The following is a 19,636-nucleotide window of genomic DNA, read 5'->3' on the forward strand; positions in this document are numbered from 1 at the left end:
CTGTGGGGCTAGTGATGTTTAAGCGTTTCTTCATAACAGGTACTGACACTGCTGTCGGGAAGACGGTGGTCTCCCGTGCGCTGTTGCAGGCACTTGCTGCCAGCGGCAAAAGCGTGGCCGGGTACAAGCCTGTGGCGAAGGGCAGCAAAGAGACGCCGGACGGACTGCGGAACAAAGACGCGTTGGTTTTACAGAGCGTTTCTTCGCTGGTGCTACCGTATGACGCTGTCAATCCCATCGCGTTAAGCGAAGATGAAAGCAGCGTGGCGCATAGCTGCCCAATTAACTACAGCCTGCTGTCGGATGGCCTCCAGCGCCTGAGTGGTCAGGTCGATCACGTGGTGGTCGAAGGCACCGGCGGCTGGCGCAGCCTGATGAACGACCTGCGTCCGCTCTCAGAGTGGGTGGTGCAGGAACAGCTTCCGGTCTTGATGGTAGTGGGTATTCAGGAAGGCTGCATCAACCACGCCTTGCTGACTGCGCAGGCCATTGCCAATGATGGTTTGCCGCTGATTGGCTGGGTGGCCAACCGTATCAACCCCGGTCTGGCGCACTATGCTGAAATCATCGACGTGCTGAGCAAAAAACTGCCGGGGCCGCTTATTGGCGAGCTGCCTTATTTACCGCGCGCCGAGCAGCGCGAGCTGAGCCAGTATATTGATTTATCGATGCTCGGCGAGATGATGGCGGTAGATAGAGTCACGGCGTAACGTCCGCGACAGCACCGATGCCAGTACGCTGGCTATCAATAAACCGGGTAGCAAAACATACTGCCCGGTCATCTCACAAATCATCAACGTAGACATAATCGGCGCATGGGTCGTGGCTGCCAGAAATGTCGCCATGCCGGTTAAACCAATCATAATCGCTATTTCCTGATAATCGTGCAGCCATAGCCCCGTAAAGCTGGCGAACAGCATGCCTATCCCCAGCCCAACAAACAGCGTTGGCGTAAATACGCCGCCCGGAGCGCCGGAACCGCTGCTTGCCAGCACCGCCAGCAGCTTGCACACAAAGACGATAATCACGGCACTAAACAGCGGCGGCGACAGAAGATAGCTTTGCACCACGCTATAGCCGTTCCCCCAGACCGCCGGGGTGATCAGCGACAGCAGACCGACGATGATGCCTCCCAGCGCCAACTGCCACGGAGGAGTCAGGCGAAGGCGAACAAAACATTGATGGCTGAAGCTCATCAGCCAGATAAAGAGCGGCCCGCATAGCCCAGCTAACAGGCCGGTTGCCAGCATCAGAGCATAATGCGTGGCGCGCAGGGTGTCGTGGAATTCAACGTGATAAAGCGGCGCTGACCCACCATTCATCAGATTGGTCAGCAACAGGGCAACGACGGCGGCAATCACTACCGGGCCAAGCGAGGCCAGCATCAGGGTGCCGAATAATATCTCGGCGATAAACAGGCTGCCGGCCAGCGGCGCGTGATAGGCGCTCGCCATCCCGGCGGCGGCACCGCAGGCGACCCATAACTTCCACTCGTCTTTTGGCGTAAAACGGCGGGCAAACAGCGAAGCCGCCAGCGCCGCCAGCAGGATCATCGCCCCTTCGCGACCAATGGCGCTGCCGGTGGCGACCACCAGCAGTGAAGCCAGCGATTTCACCAGACTGGCTGGCGTATCAAACACACCGTCCCCGGTTTCCAGAGCTTCCATGTAGTCGGTTGGCGCATGAGGGCGCTCAACCGTGCGGCGTTGCCAGAGCCAAAGCAGGCATCCCGCGGCCATCCCGCCAAGCGCAGGCGTCAACAGCCGCCGCCACCAGGGGAGTGATTGGGCAGCATTAACCAGGCTGCCGCTGTCATTGCTGAGAAACAGGCTTTCCAGGCCCGCCATGGCATGGCGAAACAGGGCGACTGCCAGTGCGGCAAAGATGCCGACTAGCGTGGCAATCAACAGGCGGCGAAACATGACCTGGACATCAGGATAACTATGCAGACGGTGCATCAGAGGGTACGGGTAGTGGAAATTATGGTATATTGTGATTGGAAATAAGGATATACGCAAAAGCTATAAGTGCTTACACTGGTTTTTAAGTGACAGTGTCACTTAGTGCGCCATGCCTGTGGGGCAGGCATGGCGCGGAGGATTACCGATAGAGAGGTTTCTCAGCGACCGCGCAGGGTAAGTGTTCTTGCCATTGAGCGAGCGTTGCTAGCGCCAGTTGGCCCAGCGCCTGATAAAACGGATTTCCGCCATCGGCGATAAACACGCTCAGAAAACGGCCTGACCACGGTAGCAGATGCCAGGCAAGCAACTGCGTAAAAGCCTCATCCTGACCTGACTCGCAGAGCCAGGCGGCCAACAGCAGCAAAGTACCGAAGCCATCTTCCGGTTCAGAACGCTGCTCTGCCAGACTGATGCCATTCGCGCGCATCCACTCACGTAGCGCCAGCGTTGAATCGCCGAACAGCACGCTTTCTTTGTCCAGCCACACGGAGCCCCAGGGCGGTGCAGGCAGCGCCCACGGGCCGATAAACAGGCGTTGCCAGGCTTGCGGCAACGGTTCATCGTCAGCCGTCGAGAACTGCGTCGCTAGCGTATCGGCGACCGCATAAGGCCACTCAGCCTGCCAGCTACCGTCGCGAAAAGCGGCGATCAGCGGGGCGGCCTGCTCGTTATCCGGAGCAAAGGAAAACAATGCGCCCAGCGTACGGGCGCTAAGGGCGACGGCGTCGCGGTCTTGCGGTTGCATCATACTTGTTCCTTACACGGTGGGGGCGGCTGCACCCATTTTTAACCGGCAATCGCCGTACCGACGGTCATATGCAGACCATAAAACAGGCCGCGCCCGATGAACTCACCGAGCAAAACCAGAATCAAACCGAGCACCAGACTGGCGACATGCGGGTTTTTGCGTCTTGCCAGCGGGCAAATCCAGCAGCCGAGGCCCAGCGTCAGCAGTACTAAGCGCAGGATTTGCAGCCAGCCATAATCCGGTAACAGGGCGCTGGCCTGCTGGACTGAACTGTGGATCTCCGCCAGTTCGCTGTTTTGTAAAATCACCACCGCCAGGCTGGCTAACAGCGCCAGGGCGCTCATTGAGGCGAACACTCTGCCATTAAAAGGGACGTTGGCGATGCGCAGCAGCAGGGCGGCGAACAGCGGACCGCACAGCACCATCGTCAGGAAGAATGAGGCAGTGGTGTAGACGTTATACCAGGTGGGTACGGTATCAATCTGGTATACCAGCGTCATCTCAAGCACGAAAAGGCAGCCGAGCAGCATGGTCAGCAGCAGCCATGCCTTAGTCAATATTCGCGGCATTTTTCCGAGAATATTGAGCAGCCACCAGATTCCACCCACGGCGAAGAACAGCGCGCCGCTGGCGATTTCGTTACTCAATGCCGATGAGCCAACGCGGTTAAGGGAGTTAAATGCCCTCAGCGGCGAACCAAGGTGAATGATCGAGGCAAGAAAGCCAATGTCCATCAGCAGCCAGATAAAAAACATGCTGCGTACCAGGCGCTGCTGAGCCTCAGAGTTGTTGTTCAGCGATAGCCAGCCGAGTCCGGCGACGATAATCGCCCCTGCGACGCTTTGCCCCAGCACGGTAAACAGTACTAGCGGCCATTCATGCCACCCATTTCCCATTTTACACCTCCTTTGGATTAGCCAGATAGCCGGTGGTATCGCCACACGGACGCGCATTGGCGTTCGGTTTGATAACGATACTCGGCCTGGTGAAGTGTGCCGACGGCAGCGGTGCGACGGCAGCAAGTTGACCATGTTTTTGGCGCAGTTCTTCAATAGGACCAAAATCGAGCGCCCGCAATGGACAAGACTCGACGCAAATAGGTTTTTTACCCTCGGCAAACCGGTCGTAGCAGCCATCACATTTGGTCATATGGCCTTTCGCCGCGTTGTACTGCGGTGCGCCGTATGGGCAGGCCATATGGCAATAGCGGCAACCGATGCAAACCTCTTCATCCACGACGACGAATCCGTCTTCCCGCTTGTGCATCGCACCGCTGGGACAGACCTTAGTACAGGCCGGATCTTCACAGTGGTTACAGGCGATTGAGAGGTAATAAGCGAAGACGTTTTGATTCCAGACGCCGTTATCCTCCTGCCAGTCGCCACCTGCGTATTCATAAATGCGGCGAAAGCTGACGTCCGGGGTTAAGTTTTTATAATCCTTACAGGCCAGCTCGCAGGTTTTGCAGCCGGTACAGCGGGCGGAATCGATAAAAAAGCCATACTGTTTGCTCATGGTTTACTCCTTAAACCTTCTCGATTTCGACCAGATTGGTATGCTGCGGATTGCCTTTAGCCAGCGGCGATGGGCGATGGGTAGTGATCGTATTGATGCAGGCACCGTGATCGACGCGATCGCCACTCATGTTGGCATCATGCCATGCGCCCTAGCCCATTGCCGACACGCCGGGCATGATGCGCGGGGTGACTTTGGCCGGGATCCGCAGCTCACCGCGAGCGTTGAATACTCGCACCATATCGCCGTTCTTAATCCCGCGCTTTTCGGCATCCAGCGGGTTGAGCCATACCTCCTGACGGCAGGCGGCCTGTAGCACATCGATATTGCCGTAGCTGGAGTGGGTACGCGCTTTGTAGTGAAAACCGAACATTTGCAGCGGAAATTTATCACGCAGTGGGTCATCCCAGCCTTCGAAGGTGGGGGCATAGACCGGCAGCGGGCTGATGGTTTCATCCTTTTCCAGTTGCCATTTGGCAGCGATATCTGCCAGTCGGCTGGAGTAAATTTCGATTTTACCCGATGGGGTTTTCAACGGATTAACAAGCGGGTCTTTGCGGAAATCACGATAAGCGACGAAGTGTCCGTTAGGGTCTTTGCGCTTGTAGATGCCCATCTGTTTCAACTCGTCATAGCTCGGCAGCGCCGGGTCTTTTGCCAGCATTTTGCCGTACAGATGCTGCAACCACTGTTCCTGAGTACGGCCCTCGGTAAACTTCTGGTAGACATCATCGCCTAAGCGTTTTGCCACTTCGCTAAGGATCCAGTAGATAGGCTTGCGTTCGAATTTGGCGGAAGTCACCGGCTGAATGAAAATGAGATAACCCATATTACCGGCGTAGTCGTTGGGAATAATATCTTCCTGTTCAACGGTCATCAGGTCCGGCAGTAGGATGTCGGCGTATTTAGCCGACGATGTCATAAAGTTTTCGATAACCACGATCATTTCGCATTTGCTTTCGTCCTGCAAAATCTCATGGGTTTTATTGATGTCCGAGTGCTGGTTGATGATGGTATTACCGGCGTAGTTCCAGAAGAACTTAATCGGTACATCCAGCTTCTCTTTACCGCGCACGCCGTCGCGGGTGGCGGTCATCTCTGCGCCACGATCGATGGCATCGGTCCAGCTAAAGCAGGAGATGGCGGTTTTGACCGGGTTGGTCAGCACCGGAAAACGTTCGATGGTGATGGTATAGGTGGATTCGCGCGCGCCGCTGTTGCCACCGTTAATGCCGACGTTGCCGGTCAGGATCGGCAGCATGGCGATAGCACGAGCCGCCAGCTCGCCGTTGGCCTGTCGCTGTGGCCCCCATCCCTGGCAAATATAAGCCGGTTTGGCGCTGCCGATTTCCCGGGCCAGTTTCACAATGCGGTCAACGGGAATACCAGTAATGCGTGAAGCCCACTGTGGGGTTTTGGCAATACCGTCATCGCCTGTGCCAAGAATATACGCTTTGTAATGCCCGTTTGCCGGGGCATCCGCCGGAAGCGTTTTTTCATCGTAACCGACACAATATTCATCAAGAAACGGCTGGTCGACCAGATTTTCGTTAATCAGCACCCAGGCGATGCCTGCCACCAGCGCGGCGTCGGTGCCGGGGCGAATGGGGATCCACTCATCCTCACGACCAGCGGCGGTATCGGTGTAGCGCGGGTCTATAACGATCATTCGCGCGTTTGAACGCTCGCGTGCCTGCTCTAAATAATAGGTAATGCCGCCGCCGCTCATGCGGGTTTCCGCCGGATTATTGCCGAACATGACCACCAGTTTGCTGTTTTCGATATCGGAGGTGCTGTTGCCGTCATTGCTACCGTAGGTGTAGGGCATGGCGCAGGCGATTTGCGCTGTACTGTAAGTCCCGTATTGATTTAGTGAACCGCCATAGCAGTTCATCAGGCGCATTACCGGTGAGGCCGTTGGCGACGAGCGGGTCATATTGCCGCCAACAATCCCGGAGGAGTAGTTAATATAAACTGCTTCGTTGCCGTAATCGCTGACGACCCTTTTGAGGTTATCGGCAATCGTATCCAGCGCTTCTTCCCAACTAATACGCTCAAACTTACCCTCGCCGCGTTTACCGACGCGTTTCATCGGATAGTTGAGACGGTCAGGATGATTAATACGTCGGCGAATAGAGCGGCCGCGCAGGCAGGCGCGCACCTGATGATCGCCATAAACATCCGGCCCGGTATTATCGGTTTCTACCCAGACAACTTCGTCATCGCGTACGTGCGAACGCAGGGCGCAGCGGCTGCCGCAGTTGACCGAGCAGGCGCCCCAGACAATACGTTCTTCGCTCTGGGTAGCCTGTTGAACCGCAGCAGCGGCGGTACGCAGGCTGAAAGGTAACGATAAACCGCCTGCCGCAAGAGCCAGCGAGCCAAGGGCGGATGATTTTATTAGCGTTCGACGGCTGAGGCCGCCGGAATGTTCCTGGTTAGACATAGCTCACTCCCTGATCTTGTTATAATGGTATAGCGCCGACGCCGCCGTAAAATGGTGGTGTGGAGTGAGAAATAATACTTAAAAGGAGGTAAAGAGATCTTATCCCTGGTCAACCGAGGGATAAGACCTTTTACAACAAAACGGCGGGAATTTACTGCGAGTCGCTGTCGCGGGTGTAGATAATTTTAAAGGTATCATTGGCGCAGTGGCCGACAACCTGCGCTCCGGGTTGATCGGTTTGATCGTTCGGGACAATCGCGAGGCTAAATCCTGATTCAGGGACGCCGTTATTGATGATTTTTTGCTGAATATCGTTTTTAACCCGCTCGCATGAGTCGGGTGCTGCCAAAGCAGATGCCGAACCCAGCAGCAGAGCCGCGCATAGCCAGGGTGATAATTTCATCATAAACTCCTTATTGACCTTATCCAGATTTAAGCATAGCAGACGTGGTGTAAACAATTGTATTTGCTAATATGATTGCACTATGCACAAAAGGAATCGCGCGTGAAAAGACTGTTTTTGCTGGTATCGGCGGTATGGGCGCTTAGCGCCTGTGATGAAAAGGCAGCGCCACAAGCGTTTACGCCGGAAATGGCGAGTTTTTCTAACGAATTTGAGTTCGATCCGCTACGCGGGCCGGTGAAGGAGTTTACTCAGACGCTGTTTGATGAACATGATAAAGCGATTAAAGAGGTGAGAGCGCGTTTGTCAAACGAAGGGTGCTTTGATCTTATCGCTCTGGATAATCGTGAAGAGAACACCGGTGGGGCGTGGTTGCTGGATGCGAATTACTACCTTGATTCTGAAACTCATGAAAAACGCCTGCGCTTGCAGGGGAAATGCCAGCTGGCTGAAATGGTGTCTGAAGGGATGAAGTGGGAGATGGATGATAATGGTTTTATCGTAACGTCAATGGGTAAAAAAACAACGACCTCTTATCGCTATGATAGCGAGGGTTTTCCGCTGGGGAAAACCACAGCGGCTAAAGATGCGCGTTATGCGGTAACGCTGACACCTTCAGCCGACTCACGTCAGAAGTTGAACTATAGCGCCGTATTGGTTTCAGATGATAATCCGGTCGGCAGCGTACAGCAGACCTGCGAATACGATGATTATTACAACCCGACTCGCTGCGAGCAGCAGATGGTCGATAACAGCGTCCAGCCCCCGCAGAATTATCACTACACTATCAAAAACACCATCGAGTATTACTGAGCCGTCGGCTTGAGCAACGTCTGACCCGGTGCTTTGTGCTCGGTCAGGTACTGGTGCTGGAACAGACACATGCGGATAGTATTGCGATATTCGCCGTTGATGAAGAATTCATGAATGAGTTCACCTTCCACTATGAAACCGAGCTTGCGGTAAATGTGAATTGCCTTTTCATTCTCTTTATCAACAATGAGATACAGCTTATAGAGGTTGAGCACCATAAAGCCGTAGTCCATGGCGAGCTTCGCAGCGCGGGTTGCCAGACCTTTCCCCTGATAATCCGGTGAAATAATTATCTGGAACTCCGCACGGCGGTGAACGTGATTGATTTCCACCAATTCCACCAGGCCGGCTTTTTCACCGTCGCATTCGATGACAAAGCGGCGTTCGCTCTGGTCGTGAATATGTTTATCGTACAGATCAGAAAGTTCGACAAAGGCTTCATAAGGCTCTTCAAACCAGTAGCGCATAACGCTGGCGTTATTATCGAGCTGGTGGACAAAGCGTAAGTCTTCGCGCTCGAGCGGGCGAAGTTTGACGTGATGAGCGTCAGTCATGGGAATACCTGTGAGTTATTGCGGAGTTTTGTTGATTGTGGCGCCCGCAGGCGCCATAAATTACGGTGCTACGGTACGGCCAGTGCGGCGATCAAGGCAGCGTAGGGTGTTGGGTTCCCAGTACGCGTTAACGTTCGCGCTCTTCTGGCAGTTGTCCTGAGCATCAAAAGCCACGTCGGCTTTGTCCCACTCTTTCTCGGTACGCGTGTTGACCTTCTGGCGTAAAGAACGGGTGTCATTCCACTGTTCTTTTTCCATCGCTGCCTGCTGGCGGCTTTGCGCGCTATCGCCGGATTCAATCACCAGCTTGTCGGTTTTGGCAAATGACGATGCGGTAAAGATCATCGCGCTCAGCGCCAGCATAGCGGTCAGGCACCAGCGTTTGTTCAATGTCATATTCATCACGATTTCCTTTAAGTGATCCCCTTAGTCTGAGTTTACTACATCTCTTTTCGACGGCATACCCGACAAAACAGACCTGGTTATGGGGCATTATTGCGTAGAATGGATTAATTCATTGCCCCCTTTACGAATCTTTAAATGCTAAAAACAACATTACTTTTCTTTGCTACCGCCCTGTGTGAAATCATCGGCTGTTATTTACCCTGGTTATGGCTAAAACGTGGGGCAAGCCCGTTACTGTTGATTCCGACAGCTTTGGCGCTGACGCTGTTTGTCTGGCTGTTGACGCTGCATCCAGAAGCCAGCGGACGCGTCTATGCGGCTTACGGCGGTGTTTATGTCTGTACGGCGCTGCTCTGGCTGCGTTTCGTTGATGGCGTAAAACTGAGTCATTACGACTGGACAGGGGCGCTGATTGCGCTGTGCGGGATGCTTATTATCGTGGCTGGATGGGGGCGAGCATAGCACTTGCCTTGCGTTGATCATCCGGACCAAACCCGCATTGGTCCGGGTTGTTTTTTCCCCATCTTAATTCATTCCCGTTTTTTGAAATCCCATTTTGGCAACCGAGATAATGTGATCGAACGCATTCTTTTTGATCGTCATACTTGTATGGTAGTAGGTCTGATGTTTTAATTTTATTCACTAACCGCATAGATGTAAGGAAGATGAGATGAAGATCGTTGCCGCCGAAGTTTTCGTCACTTGTCCAGGACGTAACTTTGTCACCCTTAAAATCACCACCGATGACGGAATTATCGGTTACGGTGACGCCACGCTAAACGGCCGTGAGCTGCCAGTCGCATCGTATCTGCGCGATCACCTTTGCCCGCAGCTGGTTGGGCGTGATGCGCACCGTATTGAAGACATCTGGCAGTTTTTCTATAAAGGCGCGTACTGGCGTCGCGGCCCGGTGACGATGTCGGCCATTTCCGCCGTCGATATGGCCCTGTGGGACATTAAAGCAAAAGCAGCAGGCATGCCTTTGTATCAACTGCTGGGCGGGGCATCGCGGGAAGGGGTCATGGTTTACTGCCACACCACGGGCCACTCCATCGATGAAGTACTCGACGATTACGCTCGCCATCAGGAGATGGGATTCAAGGCCATTCGCGTGCAGTGCGGTGTGCCGGGTATGAAAACCACCTACGGCATGGCGAAAGGCAAAGGCCTGGCCTACGAACCAGCAACCAAAGGGCAGTGGCCGGAAGAGCAGCTGTGGTCGACAGAAAAATACCTCGATTTTACGCCGCAGCTATTTGCTGCCGTGCGCGAAAAGTTTGGCTTTAACGAGCATCTGCTCCATGACATGCACCACCGCCTGACGCCAATTGAAGCGGCGCGTTTTGGCAAGAGCATCGAAGATTATCGCCTGTTCTGGATGGAAGATCCGACCCCGGCAGAGAACCAGGAGTGCTTCCGCTTAATTCGTCAGCATACCGTCACACCGATTGCAGTTGGGGAAGTCTTTAACAGCATTTGGGATTGTAAGCAGCTGATTGAAGAACAATTGATCGACTATATCCGCACCACCATTACTCACGCCGGTGGGATTACGGGTATGCGCCGCATTGCCGATTTTGCTTCGCTCTATCAAGTGCGCACCGGTTCACACGGGCCGTCGGATCTGTCGCCAGTTTGTATGGCCGCAGCGCTGCATTTCGACCTGTGGGTGCCGAACTTTGGCGTGCAGGAATATATGGGCTATTCCGAGCAAATGCTGGAAGTCTTCCCGCATAGCTGGACGTTTGATAATGGCTATATGCATCCGGGGGAAAAACCGGGTCTGGGCATTGAGTTTGATGAAAAGCTGGCAGCGAAATATCCCTATGAACCTGCTTATTTGCCGGTAGCCCGTCTGGAAGACGGCACGTTGTGGAACTGGTGAGGAGAAAGAAATGAAAAGTATTGTGATTCGTCAACCTAACGAGTTAGTGATTGAAGAGCGTCCAATTCCGCAACCTGCGGCAGGGGAAGTACGGGTCAAAGTGAAACTGGCGGGAATATGCGGTTCCGATAGTCATATTTATCGCGGACACAATCCGTTTGCTAAATATCCGCGCGTGATAGGGCATGAATTTTTCGGCGAGATTGATGCGGTTGGTGAAGGTGTCACCGATAAAGCCGTTGGTCAGCGTGTGAGCGTTGACCCGGTGATTAGCTGCGGTCATTGCTATCCTTGCTCAGTGGGAAAACCAAACGTCTGTACCTCGTTGGTGGTGCTGGGCGTTCATCGGGATGGCGGTTTTAGCGAGTACGCCGTCGTGCCGGCTAAAAATGCCTGGTTGGTACCGGATACGGTTTCTGACCGACATGCGGTGATGATCGAACCTTTCACCATTGCGGCTAACGTTACCGGGCATGTCTCGCCGACTGACCAGGATGTTGCGCTGGTTTACGGAGCAGGGCCGATGGGCCTGACCACTATCCAGGTGCTGAAACGGGTGTACCGCGTCAAGCAGGTGATTGTGGTTGACCGCATTGATGAACGTCTGCAGATGGCACAGCGCAACGGGGCCGATTGGGTTATCAATAATGGTGAGGAGCCGTTATCTGAAACGCTGAAAGAGAAAGGAATACAGCCGACGCTGATTATTGACGCCGCCTGTCATCCGACTATTTTGCAAGAAGCCGTCACGTTAGCCTCACCGGCGGCAAGAATTGTGTTGATGGGATTCTCAACAGAACCATCTCAGGTTGTGCAACAGGGTATTACCGGGAAAGAGCTGTCTATTTTCTCGTCACGCCTGAATGCCAATAAATTCCCGGTGGTAATTGATTGGTTAGAGCAAGGATTAATTAATCCAGAGGAACTCATTACTCACGAATTTGCGTATCAACATGTTGTTGATGCACTGGAACTTTTTGAGAATGACAGAAAACGTTGCTGTAAGGTTTTATTAACCTTCGGTCAATAATTACGAGTGCGGACTCTATATCCTACAATTAGAGATAATCATTATGACTACAGTTAAAAATGAGAGAACAACATCAGATCTCATTCGTGCAGCCGTATCTGGTTGGTTAGGTACCGCGCTGGAGTTTATGGACTTCCAGCTCTATTCTCTTGGCGCGGCGCTGGTTTTTCATGAAATATTTTTCCCTGAGCAATCAGCCGCTATGGCGCTTATTCTGGCAATGGGGACTTATGGCGCAGGATATATTGCGCGCATCGTCGGGGCATTCTTTTTTGGTAAGATGGGCGACAGTATAGGGCGTAAAAAAGTTCTCTTTATTACGATCACTATGATGGGGATTTGTACTACCCTGATTGGCGTTCTGCCAACTTATGCTCAGGTCGGTATTTTAGCACCGGTATTGCTGGTTACTTTACGTATTGTACAGGGGTTAGGCGCCGGGGCTGAAATTTCCGGAGCCGGTACCATGCTGGCAGAATATGCGCCAAAAGGTAAACGCGGAATTATCTCTTCGCTGGTCGCAATGGGAACCAACTGCGGAACGTTAAGCGCCACGGCTATCTGGGCGGTCATGTTCTTCGTCCTGGACCGTGAACAGCTCGTTGCGTGGGGATGGCGTATTCCGTTCCTGGCAAGCGTTGTGGTGATGATTTTTGCTATCTGGTTACGTCTGAACCTGAAAGAAAGCCCGGTGTTTGAACAGGTTAGTGAAGGAAATGTTTTGCAGGAAGAGACTGCGGCCAATGAGAACACTTTCGGTGCGATGCTGAAAAGTAAGTCCTTCTGGCTGGCGACGGGTCTGCGCTTTGGGCAAGCGGGTAACTCCGGCTTACTGCAAACATTCCTCGCAGGTTATCTGGTACAAACGTTATTGTTTGATAAAGGTATACCCACTGACGCATTAATGATTAGCTCGGTTATTGGCTTTATCACCATTCCTTTCCTGGGATGGCTATCAGATAAAATTGGTCGTCGCGTTCCTTACATTATCATCAATATTTCGGCGATTATTCTGGCTTACCCGATGCTGTCGATAATTGTAGATAAGAGCTATAGCGCAAGCACTATTATGGCATCATTAATTGTGATTCATAATGTGGCGGTGTTAGGTCTGTTTGCTCTGGAAAATATCACCATGGCCGAGCTTTTCGGCTCCCGTAATCGCTTTACCCGTATGGCGATTTCGAAAGAGGCCGGTGGTTTAGTTGCAGTAGGGTTTGGTCCTGTACTGGCTGGTATTTTCTGTAATATGACCGGCTCATGGATGCCTATCGTTATTATGCTGGTTTGTTATTCAATCATTGGTTTAATTTCTGCCATTCTGATGCCAGAAGTCCGCGACCGTGATCTGAGTTTGCTCAATGATGCTGCCGATTGCACGCCAGAGAAAAAATCGGTCGGCAACGGGCAATATATTTGAGTTCCATAGAGTCCGCACTTTGATGATAGCTGTAAGTAAGGACCTGCCGGGCTTTTAGCCCGGCATTTTCTATCCCTTCATGCAAAAAATGCTGAATATATAACGACTTTATCTTGTATGGTAGTTGATGAAAATCAAAGGTGTCATACCAATCATATGAGATGGTTTATATCACTGAGCCATTCCCATTCGAGAATGGATTTCTGAACATCATAAAATGAGAGTCACCATGGAAAACACGCTTTTAACAGCTAACGCCACGCTGCCTTCTTACGATCGCAACCGGCTCGTTCCGCGCATCGTTCACCTGGGATTTGGCGCGTTCCACCGCGCCCACCAGGCGGTGTATGCCGACATTCTGGCAACAGAGCACGGCAGCGACTGGGGTTATACCGAAGTGAATTTAATCGGCGGCGAGCAACAGATTGCCGACCTGCAACAGCAGGATTTGCTGTATACCGTCGCCGAGATGTCGGCAGATGCCTGGACTGCTCGCGTTGTCGGCGTAGTGAAGCAGGCAATGCACGCCCAGGTGGATGGTCTGGAAAGCGTGCTGGCGAAAATGTGTGAACCGCAGGTCGCCATTGTCTCATTGACCATTACTGAAAAAGGTTACTGTCATTCACCAGCGAGCGGTGAACTACAGCTGGATCACCCGCTGATTGTCGCCGACTTGCAAAATCCGCATCAGCCTAAATCGGCTCCGGGTGTGGTTGTGGAAGCTTTGGCACGACGTAAGGCGGCTGGACTGGCCGCATTTAGCGTCATGTCCTGCGATAACATGCCGGAAAATGGCCACGTGATGCGTAATGTCGTTTGTTCCTATGCCCGCGCGGTTGATGCCGATCTCGCTGAATGGATTGTGCACAATGTTACTTTCCCATCCACGATGGTTGACCGCATCGTGCCTGCCGTTACAGCGGATACGCTGGACAAAATTGAACAACTCACCGGCGTGCGCGATCTTGCTGGTGTCGCCTGTGAACCGTTCCGCCAGTGGGTTATTGAGGATAACTTTGTTGCCGGTCGTCCGAAATGGGAAAAAGCGGGCGCTGAACTGGTATCCGACGTGCTGCCGTTTGAAGAGATGAAGCTGCGTATGCTCAACGGTAGCCACTCCTTCCTGGCTTACCTGGGTTATCTGGCCGGTTATCAGCATATTAACGACTGTATGCTGGACGACAACTATCGCCGTGCCGCGCATGCGCTGATGCTGAATGAACAGGCTCCGACGCTGAAAGTACAGGGCGTAGATCTAGCGCGTTACGCAGGTTTGCTTATCGACCGTTACAGCAATCCGGCGTTGCAGCACCGCACCTGGCAGATAGCGATGGACGGTAGTCAGAAGCTGCCACAGCGGATGCTGGATTCGATTCGTTGGCATCTGGCACATGGCAGCGACTTTACTCTGCTGGCGATGGGCGTTGCGGGCTGGATGCGCTACGTCAGCGGCGTTGATGAGCAGGGACAGGCAATTGAAATTTCGGACCCGTTGCTGCCGGTGATTGCCGAGACCGTGCGCAACAGCGAAGAAGGTGAAGGGCGAGTGAAGGCATTGCTGGGTATTGAGGCCATTTTCGGTCAGACTCTGGTACAGGAAGGCCACTTTGTCGATGCGGTCACTAACGCCTATTTAGCGTTGCAAAAACACGGTGCAAAAGCCACCGTTGCTGCGTGGGCCCAGGCCAACTAAATTTATCCATTCTGATGCCGCCATACTGGCGGCATTATCACTCGCAATCCTACGATGTATCCTGCCTGGATTTCCCATTATTGATTTTAACTCCGGCTCTGCTTTCATCAGATGCGGAACAAAGACTCTGCAGAGAGTATTAAATAATATTTGTGCTCACACTATATGATTAATTAATTCATCATTCTTATTCCAAAACCTTTGTTGATTAGCACGTTAAATACATATCTATATTAGTGTGATCGTTGATGGTTTTTTAATGTCACTCACTTGTATGGTAGTAGGTCTGATGATTAAATTCCGCGTGATGATTGCTGGTAAATTGGCATGGAACGATATCTAATCAATCAGAAAAGGTGCAGGAATGCGTGATTTAAATAATAAATGCAAATGGTTGGCCAAAACAGTCTGTGTATTGCCGTTATTGATTGCTGGCGTATGTAGCGGGGCTGAATCACTAAACGTAAGTACCTCTTTATCTCCTGATGACCCTATCTACAAGGGATTGCAGTCGTTTAAGAAAAACGTTGAGTCACGCACCAATGGTGACATTAAAATAAAGCTGTTTTCGAGCGGGCAGCTTGGGGCTGATAATGAACTGCTACAGCATGCCCAGGCAGGAAGTAACGTCGGCGTTATCGTTGATGGTGCCCGACTGGCACAATTTGTACCGGAAATGGCCATTATCCCAGCACCTTTTGTTTTTAAAGATTACCAGACGCTGAAAACTTTTATTAACAGTCCTGTTTTCGCTCAATGGAGTGAAAAGATGGCGAAAAACTCAGGGCTCACGCCGCTATCATTTAACTGGTATCAGGGCGCTCGTATGCTGGTGACGCAGAAACCGGTGCAGAAACCCGAAGATTTATCCGGTGTGAGAGTTCGTGCACTGGAAGCGCCGGTAACCATCGAAACGATTAAATGTATGGGGGGCGCGCCGACGCCTCTATCCTGGTCTGAAATTTACTCATCGATCCAAACCGGTGTTGTTGATGCCGCTGAAGCGCAACCTACCGCGGTATATGGTTCTAAATTATATGAAATCACAAAATTCATCACCAAAACAAACCATATACATTTGATGACCGGCATTATTGTTTCAGAAAAATGGTTATCCACGTTAACGCCTGAACAGCAAGCGATCCTGAAAGAAGAAGCACAGAAGAACGGCGATATTGCTTCCGATAATACCATTACCGCCGGGGACAAAATGCTGGCGGAAATGGCGAGCAAAGGAATGACGATATCTGAGGTTGATGTTAAGCCTTTTGTTGATGCCTGCGCCTATGTGCCGAAAAAACTGGGTCTTGAATCTGCACTTGAACAGGTAAAAAGCGTTATTAATTAAAATTACCTCGGGGGTGGATAGCCCCCGTTTGCAGCATTGAGGTTAAAGATGAAAGTTTTTCGCCAGTTTGAACTCGCATTCGCGCGTATTGGCTTAGTTGCAATCGTTATTATTATTCTTGCCGGGGGCGTGGGGCGTGCTATCGGTCATCCTCTTATTTGGTCGTTAGAAATTGCCATGGTTATTTTTGCGTGGATCAGTATGTTTGCTATTGATTACGCGTTCCAGACCCGGCGCCATATTGGTATTGATGCCGTAGTTAATTTTTTCCCGCAAAAATTAAAAAGAGTATGTTTGTGGGGGAATGAAATTATTATTCTTGGCTTTTTATTATGTGGCGTCTGGTACGGTTTTAACTTCGTTATCACCACACATCTTCAGGTTCTGCCGGTTACTGAGTTATCTCTGGCCTGGTTGAATAGCGCAGTACCTACTGGATGTCTGCTTATGCTTTTTACCTCGCTGGAGTTTTTATTCGGCGGTTGTCAGGAAAAACAGCAAAAAAATGAGGTCGAGATATGCTCTTAACCGTAGCCCTGTTTGTGGTGTTATTGATTGTTGGCATGCCGGTAGGGATGGTTATCGCGATATCCAGCCTGAGCTATTTTTTTACCGCTGATTTTCTGCCAGTCGGTATTGCTTTTCAAAAATTTTCTGCGCCGACGCAATCTTTTCCTATTCTGGCAACGCCGTTATTTCTCCTTGTTGGGAATTTACTGAATAAATCAGGTGTTACCCATCGTCTACTCGATTTTGCCCGCATCATCTCGGGATGGATGGTCGGTGGTCTGGCGCAGATCAACGTGCTTTTGGCGTGTTTACTGGGGGGCGTTTCTGGTTCAGCTACCGCAGATGCGGCGATGCAGGCGCGTGTCCTGGGTTTACCGATGGTCGCTCGCGGATATCCGAAAGCGTTTAGCGCCGTGGTTATTGCGTTTAGTTCGTTGATAACGGCGACCATTCCACCGAGTATCCTGCTGATCTTGTATGGTTTTGTCGGCAACGTTTCCATTGGAAAACTGTTTATTGCTGGGATTTTTCCGGGATTGCTGCTAACTATCATTATTATGGTGACAAACTATATTCTTGCCCGGCGCATGAATATTAAGCCGGAAATGGCTTCGTTACCAAACAGGAAAGAGGTTTGGCTGAGTTTTAAAAACAGCTTCTGGGCACTCATGTTCCCGGTTGTTTTAATTGTTGTTATTCGGTTGGGTATTTTTACTACCACGGAAGCAGGCGCGTTTATTGTTTTATACGCCTTTGTTATTGGCCGCTATGTCTATAAAGCCCTTGATAACGCCACGTTATGGGAAGTTCTGAAGGAAACCATTAGCGATATCGGCGTCGTTATGCTGCTGATTATGTCTGCGGCGATTCTTGGGCATATCACTATTCTCGATCAAATTCCGCAGCAGCTCGCCGAGGCCATCATCGAGATTACGGAAAACCGTTATGGTATTCTGGTCCTGCTATTGGCTTTAATTGCGGTTGCGGGGATGTTGTTTGATGGTAGCGTTATTATATTACTCCTGACCCCCATTTTATTGCCCATCGCGGTTGAGGCTGGATTTGATCCGATACATTTCGGTTTGGTTTTTGTGGTGCTCACCTTATTGGGAGCCAATACGCCCCCGGTGGGGATCTGTATGTATACCGTTTGCGGGATCTTAAACTGCAGTACGGTCGCGTTTGTCAGAGCTTCAATTCCTTATCTGATCGCATTCTTTGTATTCATTGCGATGCTGGTGATCTTTCCGTCTATTACTTTGTTCCTGCCGCAGACACTGATGTAAATCTTGATTGCATCAATATCATATAACATAGGGCAAGACCGTAAATTGAATATTTACGGTATTACTTTTTTATATTATTTGAGGTTATATATGCCGCTAGTTAACGCTTCGTTTATGATCAACAATGCACCCGGTGTGAAACTTTACAATGAGGTGGCAAAATCGTTGCCGATTATTGATTATCATTGTCACCTTGATGCCAGAGATATTTATGAAAATAAATCTTTCAACCATATAACAGATCTATGGCTGGAGGGCGATCACTATAAATGGCGAGCGATGCGCGCCAACGGTATTGATGAGCGATATATTACTGGCGATGCCAGCGCAGATGAAAAATTCCGCGCATGGGCGTTGACGGTCGAATCCTGCTTTGGCAATCCGTTATATCACTGGACGCATCTTGAGCTGCACGCCTATTTCGGTTGTGAAGAAACGCTAAACAGCCAGAACTGGCAGAGAATCATGGCGCACTGCAATGCGCTCATTGAAAAAAAAGAGTTTTCACCTCAAGAACTCATTAAGCGGTCAAATGTTGAAGTTATCTGCACCACGGATTCGCTTCTCGACACTTTGCACTTCCATCAGCAGTTAAAGAATGAGTCCAACTTTGAAGTGAAAGTATTACCGACTTTTCGTCCCGATGAGCTTTTCGTCGCTGATACCCATGCGTTTAGCCTGTTTATCGACAGATTCTCGCAGGTCAGCGGTTTTGCCATCAAAACGTTTAATGATTTTGATAAAGCTATAGGTCAACGTATTGACCATTTCCATCAGGTCGGTTGCCGTATTTCCGATCATGGGCCGCAGTTTATTTGCTGGAATTGCGCAACGCAGTCAGAAGTAGAGTCAATTTTTTGCAGAAAACGGCAAGGAAAAAAACTCACCACAGATGAGCAGACGAGTTTAAACAGTGCGATCTATCTTCTTTTAGCCCGCCATTACAAGCAGCGTGATTGGGCGATGCAAATTCATTTCGGGGCGATTCGTGATAACAACAGTACGATGTTCTCACGTTTAGGGCAAAATAAAGGGTTTGATTCGATAATGGATCAGTCTCTGCTTGCGGTACATCTGAACCAGTTTCTCGACGCCCTGGCACGCAATAATGCATTACCAAAAATCATTTTCTACAATCTTAACGCCAATGATAACGATATTGTCGCCTCGACGATGGCCAACTTTCAGACTGCGGATAATGGTGTGAAATCGCCTTTGCAGTTGGGTTCCGGCTGGTGGTTTAACGACACCCGTCGCGGTATGGAGAACCAGTTAAATACGCTGGCCGATCAGGGGTTGCTGATGCATTTTGTCGGTATGCTTACGGATTCGCGTAGTTTTGTCTCTTATACCCGTCACGACTATTTCCGACGAATTGTTTGTAACCTTATTGGTGAATGGGTTGCCCGCGGAGAAGTGCCTGACGATCAGGAGATTTTATCCCGGATGGTCAGAAATATTTGTCATGATAATGCCGAGCGTTACTTCAGATTCTGATTTTTTAGCGTCAGTAGGTGAGGGGAGCGACCTCGATTATCGGTTAATGCAAATCAAGCCATTAGCGTAAAAATTGATCCAGATCGTTGAATACACATAACTTTAGCTATCCACAGCTAAAT

18 protein-coding genes and 1 pseudogene are annotated in these 19,636 nt (G+C 50.9%); 11 read left to right on the plus strand and 8 right to left on the minus strand.

The window, feature by feature from the left end; genetic code table 11:
• Positions 1 to 14 precede the first annotated feature (14 nt).
• Positions 15 to 710 (plus strand): dethiobiotin synthase, encoded by a 696-nt coding sequence (bioD, locus tag HV213_RS13645; protein ID WP_181486074.1) that lies wholly within the window; start codon positions 15 to 17, stop codon positions 708 to 710.
• Here the strand turns inward: bioD and clcB are convergent.
• From clcB to HV213_RS13675, 6 genes and pseudogenes are all read right to left on the minus strand, one after another.
• Positions 663 to 1,958, minus strand: coding sequence for a voltage-gated ClC-type chloride channel ClcB (gene clcB / locus HV213_RS13650; protein WP_181486075.1), 1,296 nt, complete (start codon positions 1,956 to 1,958; stop codon positions 663 to 665). The two genes, bioD and clcB, sit on opposite strands and share 48 nt — an antisense overlap.
• Positions 1,959 to 2,100: 142 nt before the next feature.
• Positions 2,101 to 2,709 carry a Tat proofreading chaperone DmsD gene (gene dmsD, locus HV213_RS13655; protein ID WP_181486076.1) on the minus strand — a complete coding sequence of 203 codons (609 nt, stop codon included), beginning with the start codon at positions 2,707 to 2,709 and terminating at the stop codon, positions 2,101 to 2,103.
• 38 nt (positions 2,710 to 2,747) lie between these two features.
• Positions 2,748 to 3,605 carry a DmsC/YnfH family molybdoenzyme membrane anchor subunit gene (locus HV213_RS13660; protein WP_181486077.1) on the minus strand — a complete coding sequence of 286 codons (858 nt, stop codon included), beginning with the start codon at positions 3,603 to 3,605 and terminating at the stop codon, positions 2,748 to 2,750.
• Position 3,606: 1 nt separating this feature from the next.
• Complete coding sequence (locus tag HV213_RS13665; RefSeq protein ID WP_181486078.1) at positions 3,607 to 4,224, minus strand: DMSO/selenate family reductase complex B subunit; 618 nt, start codon at positions 4,222 to 4,224, stop codon at positions 3,607 to 3,609.
• A gap of 10 nt (positions 4,225 to 4,234) precedes the next feature.
• Positions 4,235 to 6,670, minus strand: a pseudogene (gene ynfE / locus HV213_RS13670) (selenate/tellurate reductase subunit YnfE).
• Between the two features lie 151 nt (positions 6,671 to 6,821).
• Positions 6,822 to 7,073: a DUF1161 domain-containing protein gene (locus HV213_RS13675; protein WP_110274088.1), complete on the minus strand. Its 252-nt coding sequence runs from the start codon at positions 7,071 to 7,073 to the stop codon at positions 6,822 to 6,824.
• A 102-nt stretch (positions 7,074 to 7,175) separates the two neighbouring features.
• Here HV213_RS13675 and HV213_RS13680 point away from each other — a divergent pair, with 102 nt between their 5' ends.
• The gene (locus tag HV213_RS13680; RefSeq protein ID WP_181486079.1) at positions 7,176 to 7,886 is read left to right on the plus strand and encodes a YnfC family lipoprotein; all 711 of its coding nucleotides are present in this window, start codon (positions 7,176 to 7,178) and stop codon (positions 7,884 to 7,886) included.
• On the opposite strand, the gene speG is transcribed toward HV213_RS13680, so the two are convergent.
• A complete protein-coding gene (gene speG, locus HV213_RS13685) occupies positions 7,880 to 8,440 on the minus strand; it encodes a spermidine N1-acetyltransferase (RefSeq protein WP_110274090.1) in 561 nt (186 codons plus the stop codon). The two genes, HV213_RS13680 and speG, sit on opposite strands and share 7 nt — an antisense overlap.
• A gap of 60 nt (positions 8,441 to 8,500) precedes the next feature.
• A complete protein-coding gene (locus HV213_RS13690; protein ID WP_181486080.1) occupies positions 8,501 to 8,842 on the minus strand; it encodes a DUF1283 family protein in 342 nt (113 codons plus the stop codon).
• A 138-nt stretch (positions 8,843 to 8,980) separates the two neighbouring features.
• On the opposite strand from HV213_RS13690, the gene HV213_RS13695 reads away from it, so the two are divergent.
• The 9 genes from HV213_RS13695 (at position 8,981) to uxaC (ending at position 19,514) form a co-directional block, all read left to right on the plus strand.
• Entirely contained in the window at positions 8,981 to 9,307 is a 327-nt protein-coding gene (locus tag HV213_RS13695; protein ID WP_181486081.1) for a YnfA family protein, read from the plus strand.
• A 208-nt stretch (positions 9,308 to 9,515) separates the two neighbouring features.
• Positions 9,516 to 10,730, plus strand: a complete 1,215-nt coding sequence (rspA, locus tag HV213_RS13700) for a starvation-sensing protein RspA (protein ID WP_181486082.1) — start codon at positions 9,516 to 9,518, stop codon at positions 10,728 to 10,730.
• Between the two features lie 10 nt (positions 10,731 to 10,740).
• On the plus strand, positions 10,741 to 11,760 hold the full coding sequence (locus tag HV213_RS13705) for a Zn-dependent oxidoreductase (RefSeq protein WP_181486083.1): 1,020 nt from the start codon (positions 10,741 to 10,743) through the stop codon (positions 11,758 to 11,760).
• 43 nt (positions 11,761 to 11,803) lie between these two features.
• A complete protein-coding gene (locus tag HV213_RS13710; RefSeq protein ID WP_181486084.1) occupies positions 11,804 to 13,180 on the plus strand; it encodes an MFS transporter in 1,377 nt (458 codons plus the stop codon).
• Positions 13,181 to 13,409: 229 nt separating this feature from the next.
• Positions 13,410 to 14,873, plus strand: coding sequence for a mannitol dehydrogenase family protein (locus HV213_RS13715; RefSeq protein ID WP_181486085.1), 1,464 nt, complete (start codon positions 13,410 to 13,412; stop codon positions 14,871 to 14,873).
• A 364-nt stretch (positions 14,874 to 15,237) separates the two neighbouring features.
• A complete protein-coding gene (locus tag HV213_RS13720; RefSeq protein WP_181486086.1) occupies positions 15,238 to 16,221 on the plus strand; it encodes a C4-dicarboxylate TRAP transporter substrate-binding protein in 984 nt (327 codons plus the stop codon).
• A gap of 48 nt (positions 16,222 to 16,269) precedes the next feature.
• Entirely contained in the window at positions 16,270 to 16,749 is a 480-nt protein-coding gene (locus HV213_RS13725; protein WP_181486087.1) for a TRAP transporter small permease, read from the plus strand.
• A 17-nt stretch (positions 16,750 to 16,766) separates the two neighbouring features.
• Positions 16,767 to 18,017 (plus strand): TRAP transporter large permease, encoded by a 1,251-nt coding sequence (locus HV213_RS13730; RefSeq protein WP_249415950.1) that lies wholly within the window; start codon positions 16,767 to 16,769, stop codon positions 18,015 to 18,017.
• 90 nt (positions 18,018 to 18,107) lie between these two features.
• The gene (gene uxaC, locus HV213_RS13735; protein ID WP_181486412.1) at positions 18,108 to 19,514 is read left to right on the plus strand and encodes a glucuronate isomerase; all 1,407 of its coding nucleotides are present in this window, start codon (positions 18,108 to 18,110) and stop codon (positions 19,512 to 19,514) included.
• Positions 19,515 to 19,636 lie beyond the last annotated feature (122 nt).

The sequence above is a fragment of the Klebsiella sp. RHBSTW-00484 genome (genome assembly GCF_013705725.1).
Taxonomy (GTDB): Bacteria; Pseudomonadota; Gammaproteobacteria; order Enterobacterales; family Enterobacteriaceae; genus Klebsiella.

Bases quoted from the DNA above. Each gene is read 5' to 3' on its own strand.
- HV213_RS13725 (WP_181486087.1), top strand. From the start codon at position 16,270: ATGAAAGTTTTTCGCCAGTTTGAACTCGCATTCGCGCGTATTGGCTTA.
- bioD (WP_181486074.1), top strand. From the start codon at position 15: ATGTTTAAGCGTTTCTTCATAACAGGTACTGACACTGCTGTCGGGAAG.
- HV213_RS13665 (WP_181486078.1), bottom strand. From the start codon at position 4,224: ATGAGCAAACAGTATGGCTTTTTTATCGATTCCGCCCGCTGTACCGGC.
- HV213_RS13690 (WP_181486080.1), bottom strand. From the start codon at position 8,842: ATGAATATGACATTGAACAAACGCTGGTGCCTGACCGCTATGCTGGCG.
- HV213_RS13695 (WP_181486081.1), top strand. From the start codon at position 8,981: ATGCTAAAAACAACATTACTTTTCTTTGCTACCGCCCTGTGTGAAATC.
- uxaC (WP_181486412.1), top strand. From the start codon at position 18,108: ATGCCGCTAGTTAACGCTTCGTTTATGATCAACAATGCACCCGGTGTG.
- rspA (WP_181486082.1), top strand. From the start codon at position 9,516: ATGAAGATCGTTGCCGCCGAAGTTTTCGTCACTTGTCCAGGACGTAAC.
- clcB (WP_181486075.1), bottom strand. From the start codon at position 1,958: ATGCACCGTCTGCATAGTTATCCTGATGTCCAGGTCATGTTTCGCCGC.
- dmsD (WP_181486076.1), bottom strand. From the start codon at position 2,709: ATGATGCAACCGCAAGACCGCGACGCCGTCGCCCTTAGCGCCCGTACG.
- HV213_RS13710 (WP_181486084.1), top strand. From the start codon at position 11,804: ATGACTACAGTTAAAAATGAGAGAACAACATCAGATCTCATTCGTGCA.
- HV213_RS13715 (WP_181486085.1), top strand. From the start codon at position 13,410: ATGGAAAACACGCTTTTAACAGCTAACGCCACGCTGCCTTCTTACGAT.
- HV213_RS13705 (WP_181486083.1), top strand. From the start codon at position 10,741: ATGAAAAGTATTGTGATTCGTCAACCTAACGAGTTAGTGATTGAAGAG.
- HV213_RS13675 (WP_110274088.1), bottom strand. From the start codon at position 7,073: ATGAAATTATCACCCTGGCTATGCGCGGCTCTGCTGCTGGGTTCGGCA.
- HV213_RS13660 (WP_181486077.1), bottom strand. From the start codon at position 3,605: ATGGGAAATGGGTGGCATGAATGGCCGCTAGTACTGTTTACCGTGCTG.
- speG (WP_110274090.1), bottom strand. From the start codon at position 8,440: ATGACTGACGCTCATCACGTCAAACTTCGCCCGCTCGAGCGCGAAGAC.
- HV213_RS13720 (WP_181486086.1), top strand. From the start codon at position 15,238: ATGCGTGATTTAAATAATAAATGCAAATGGTTGGCCAAAACAGTCTGT.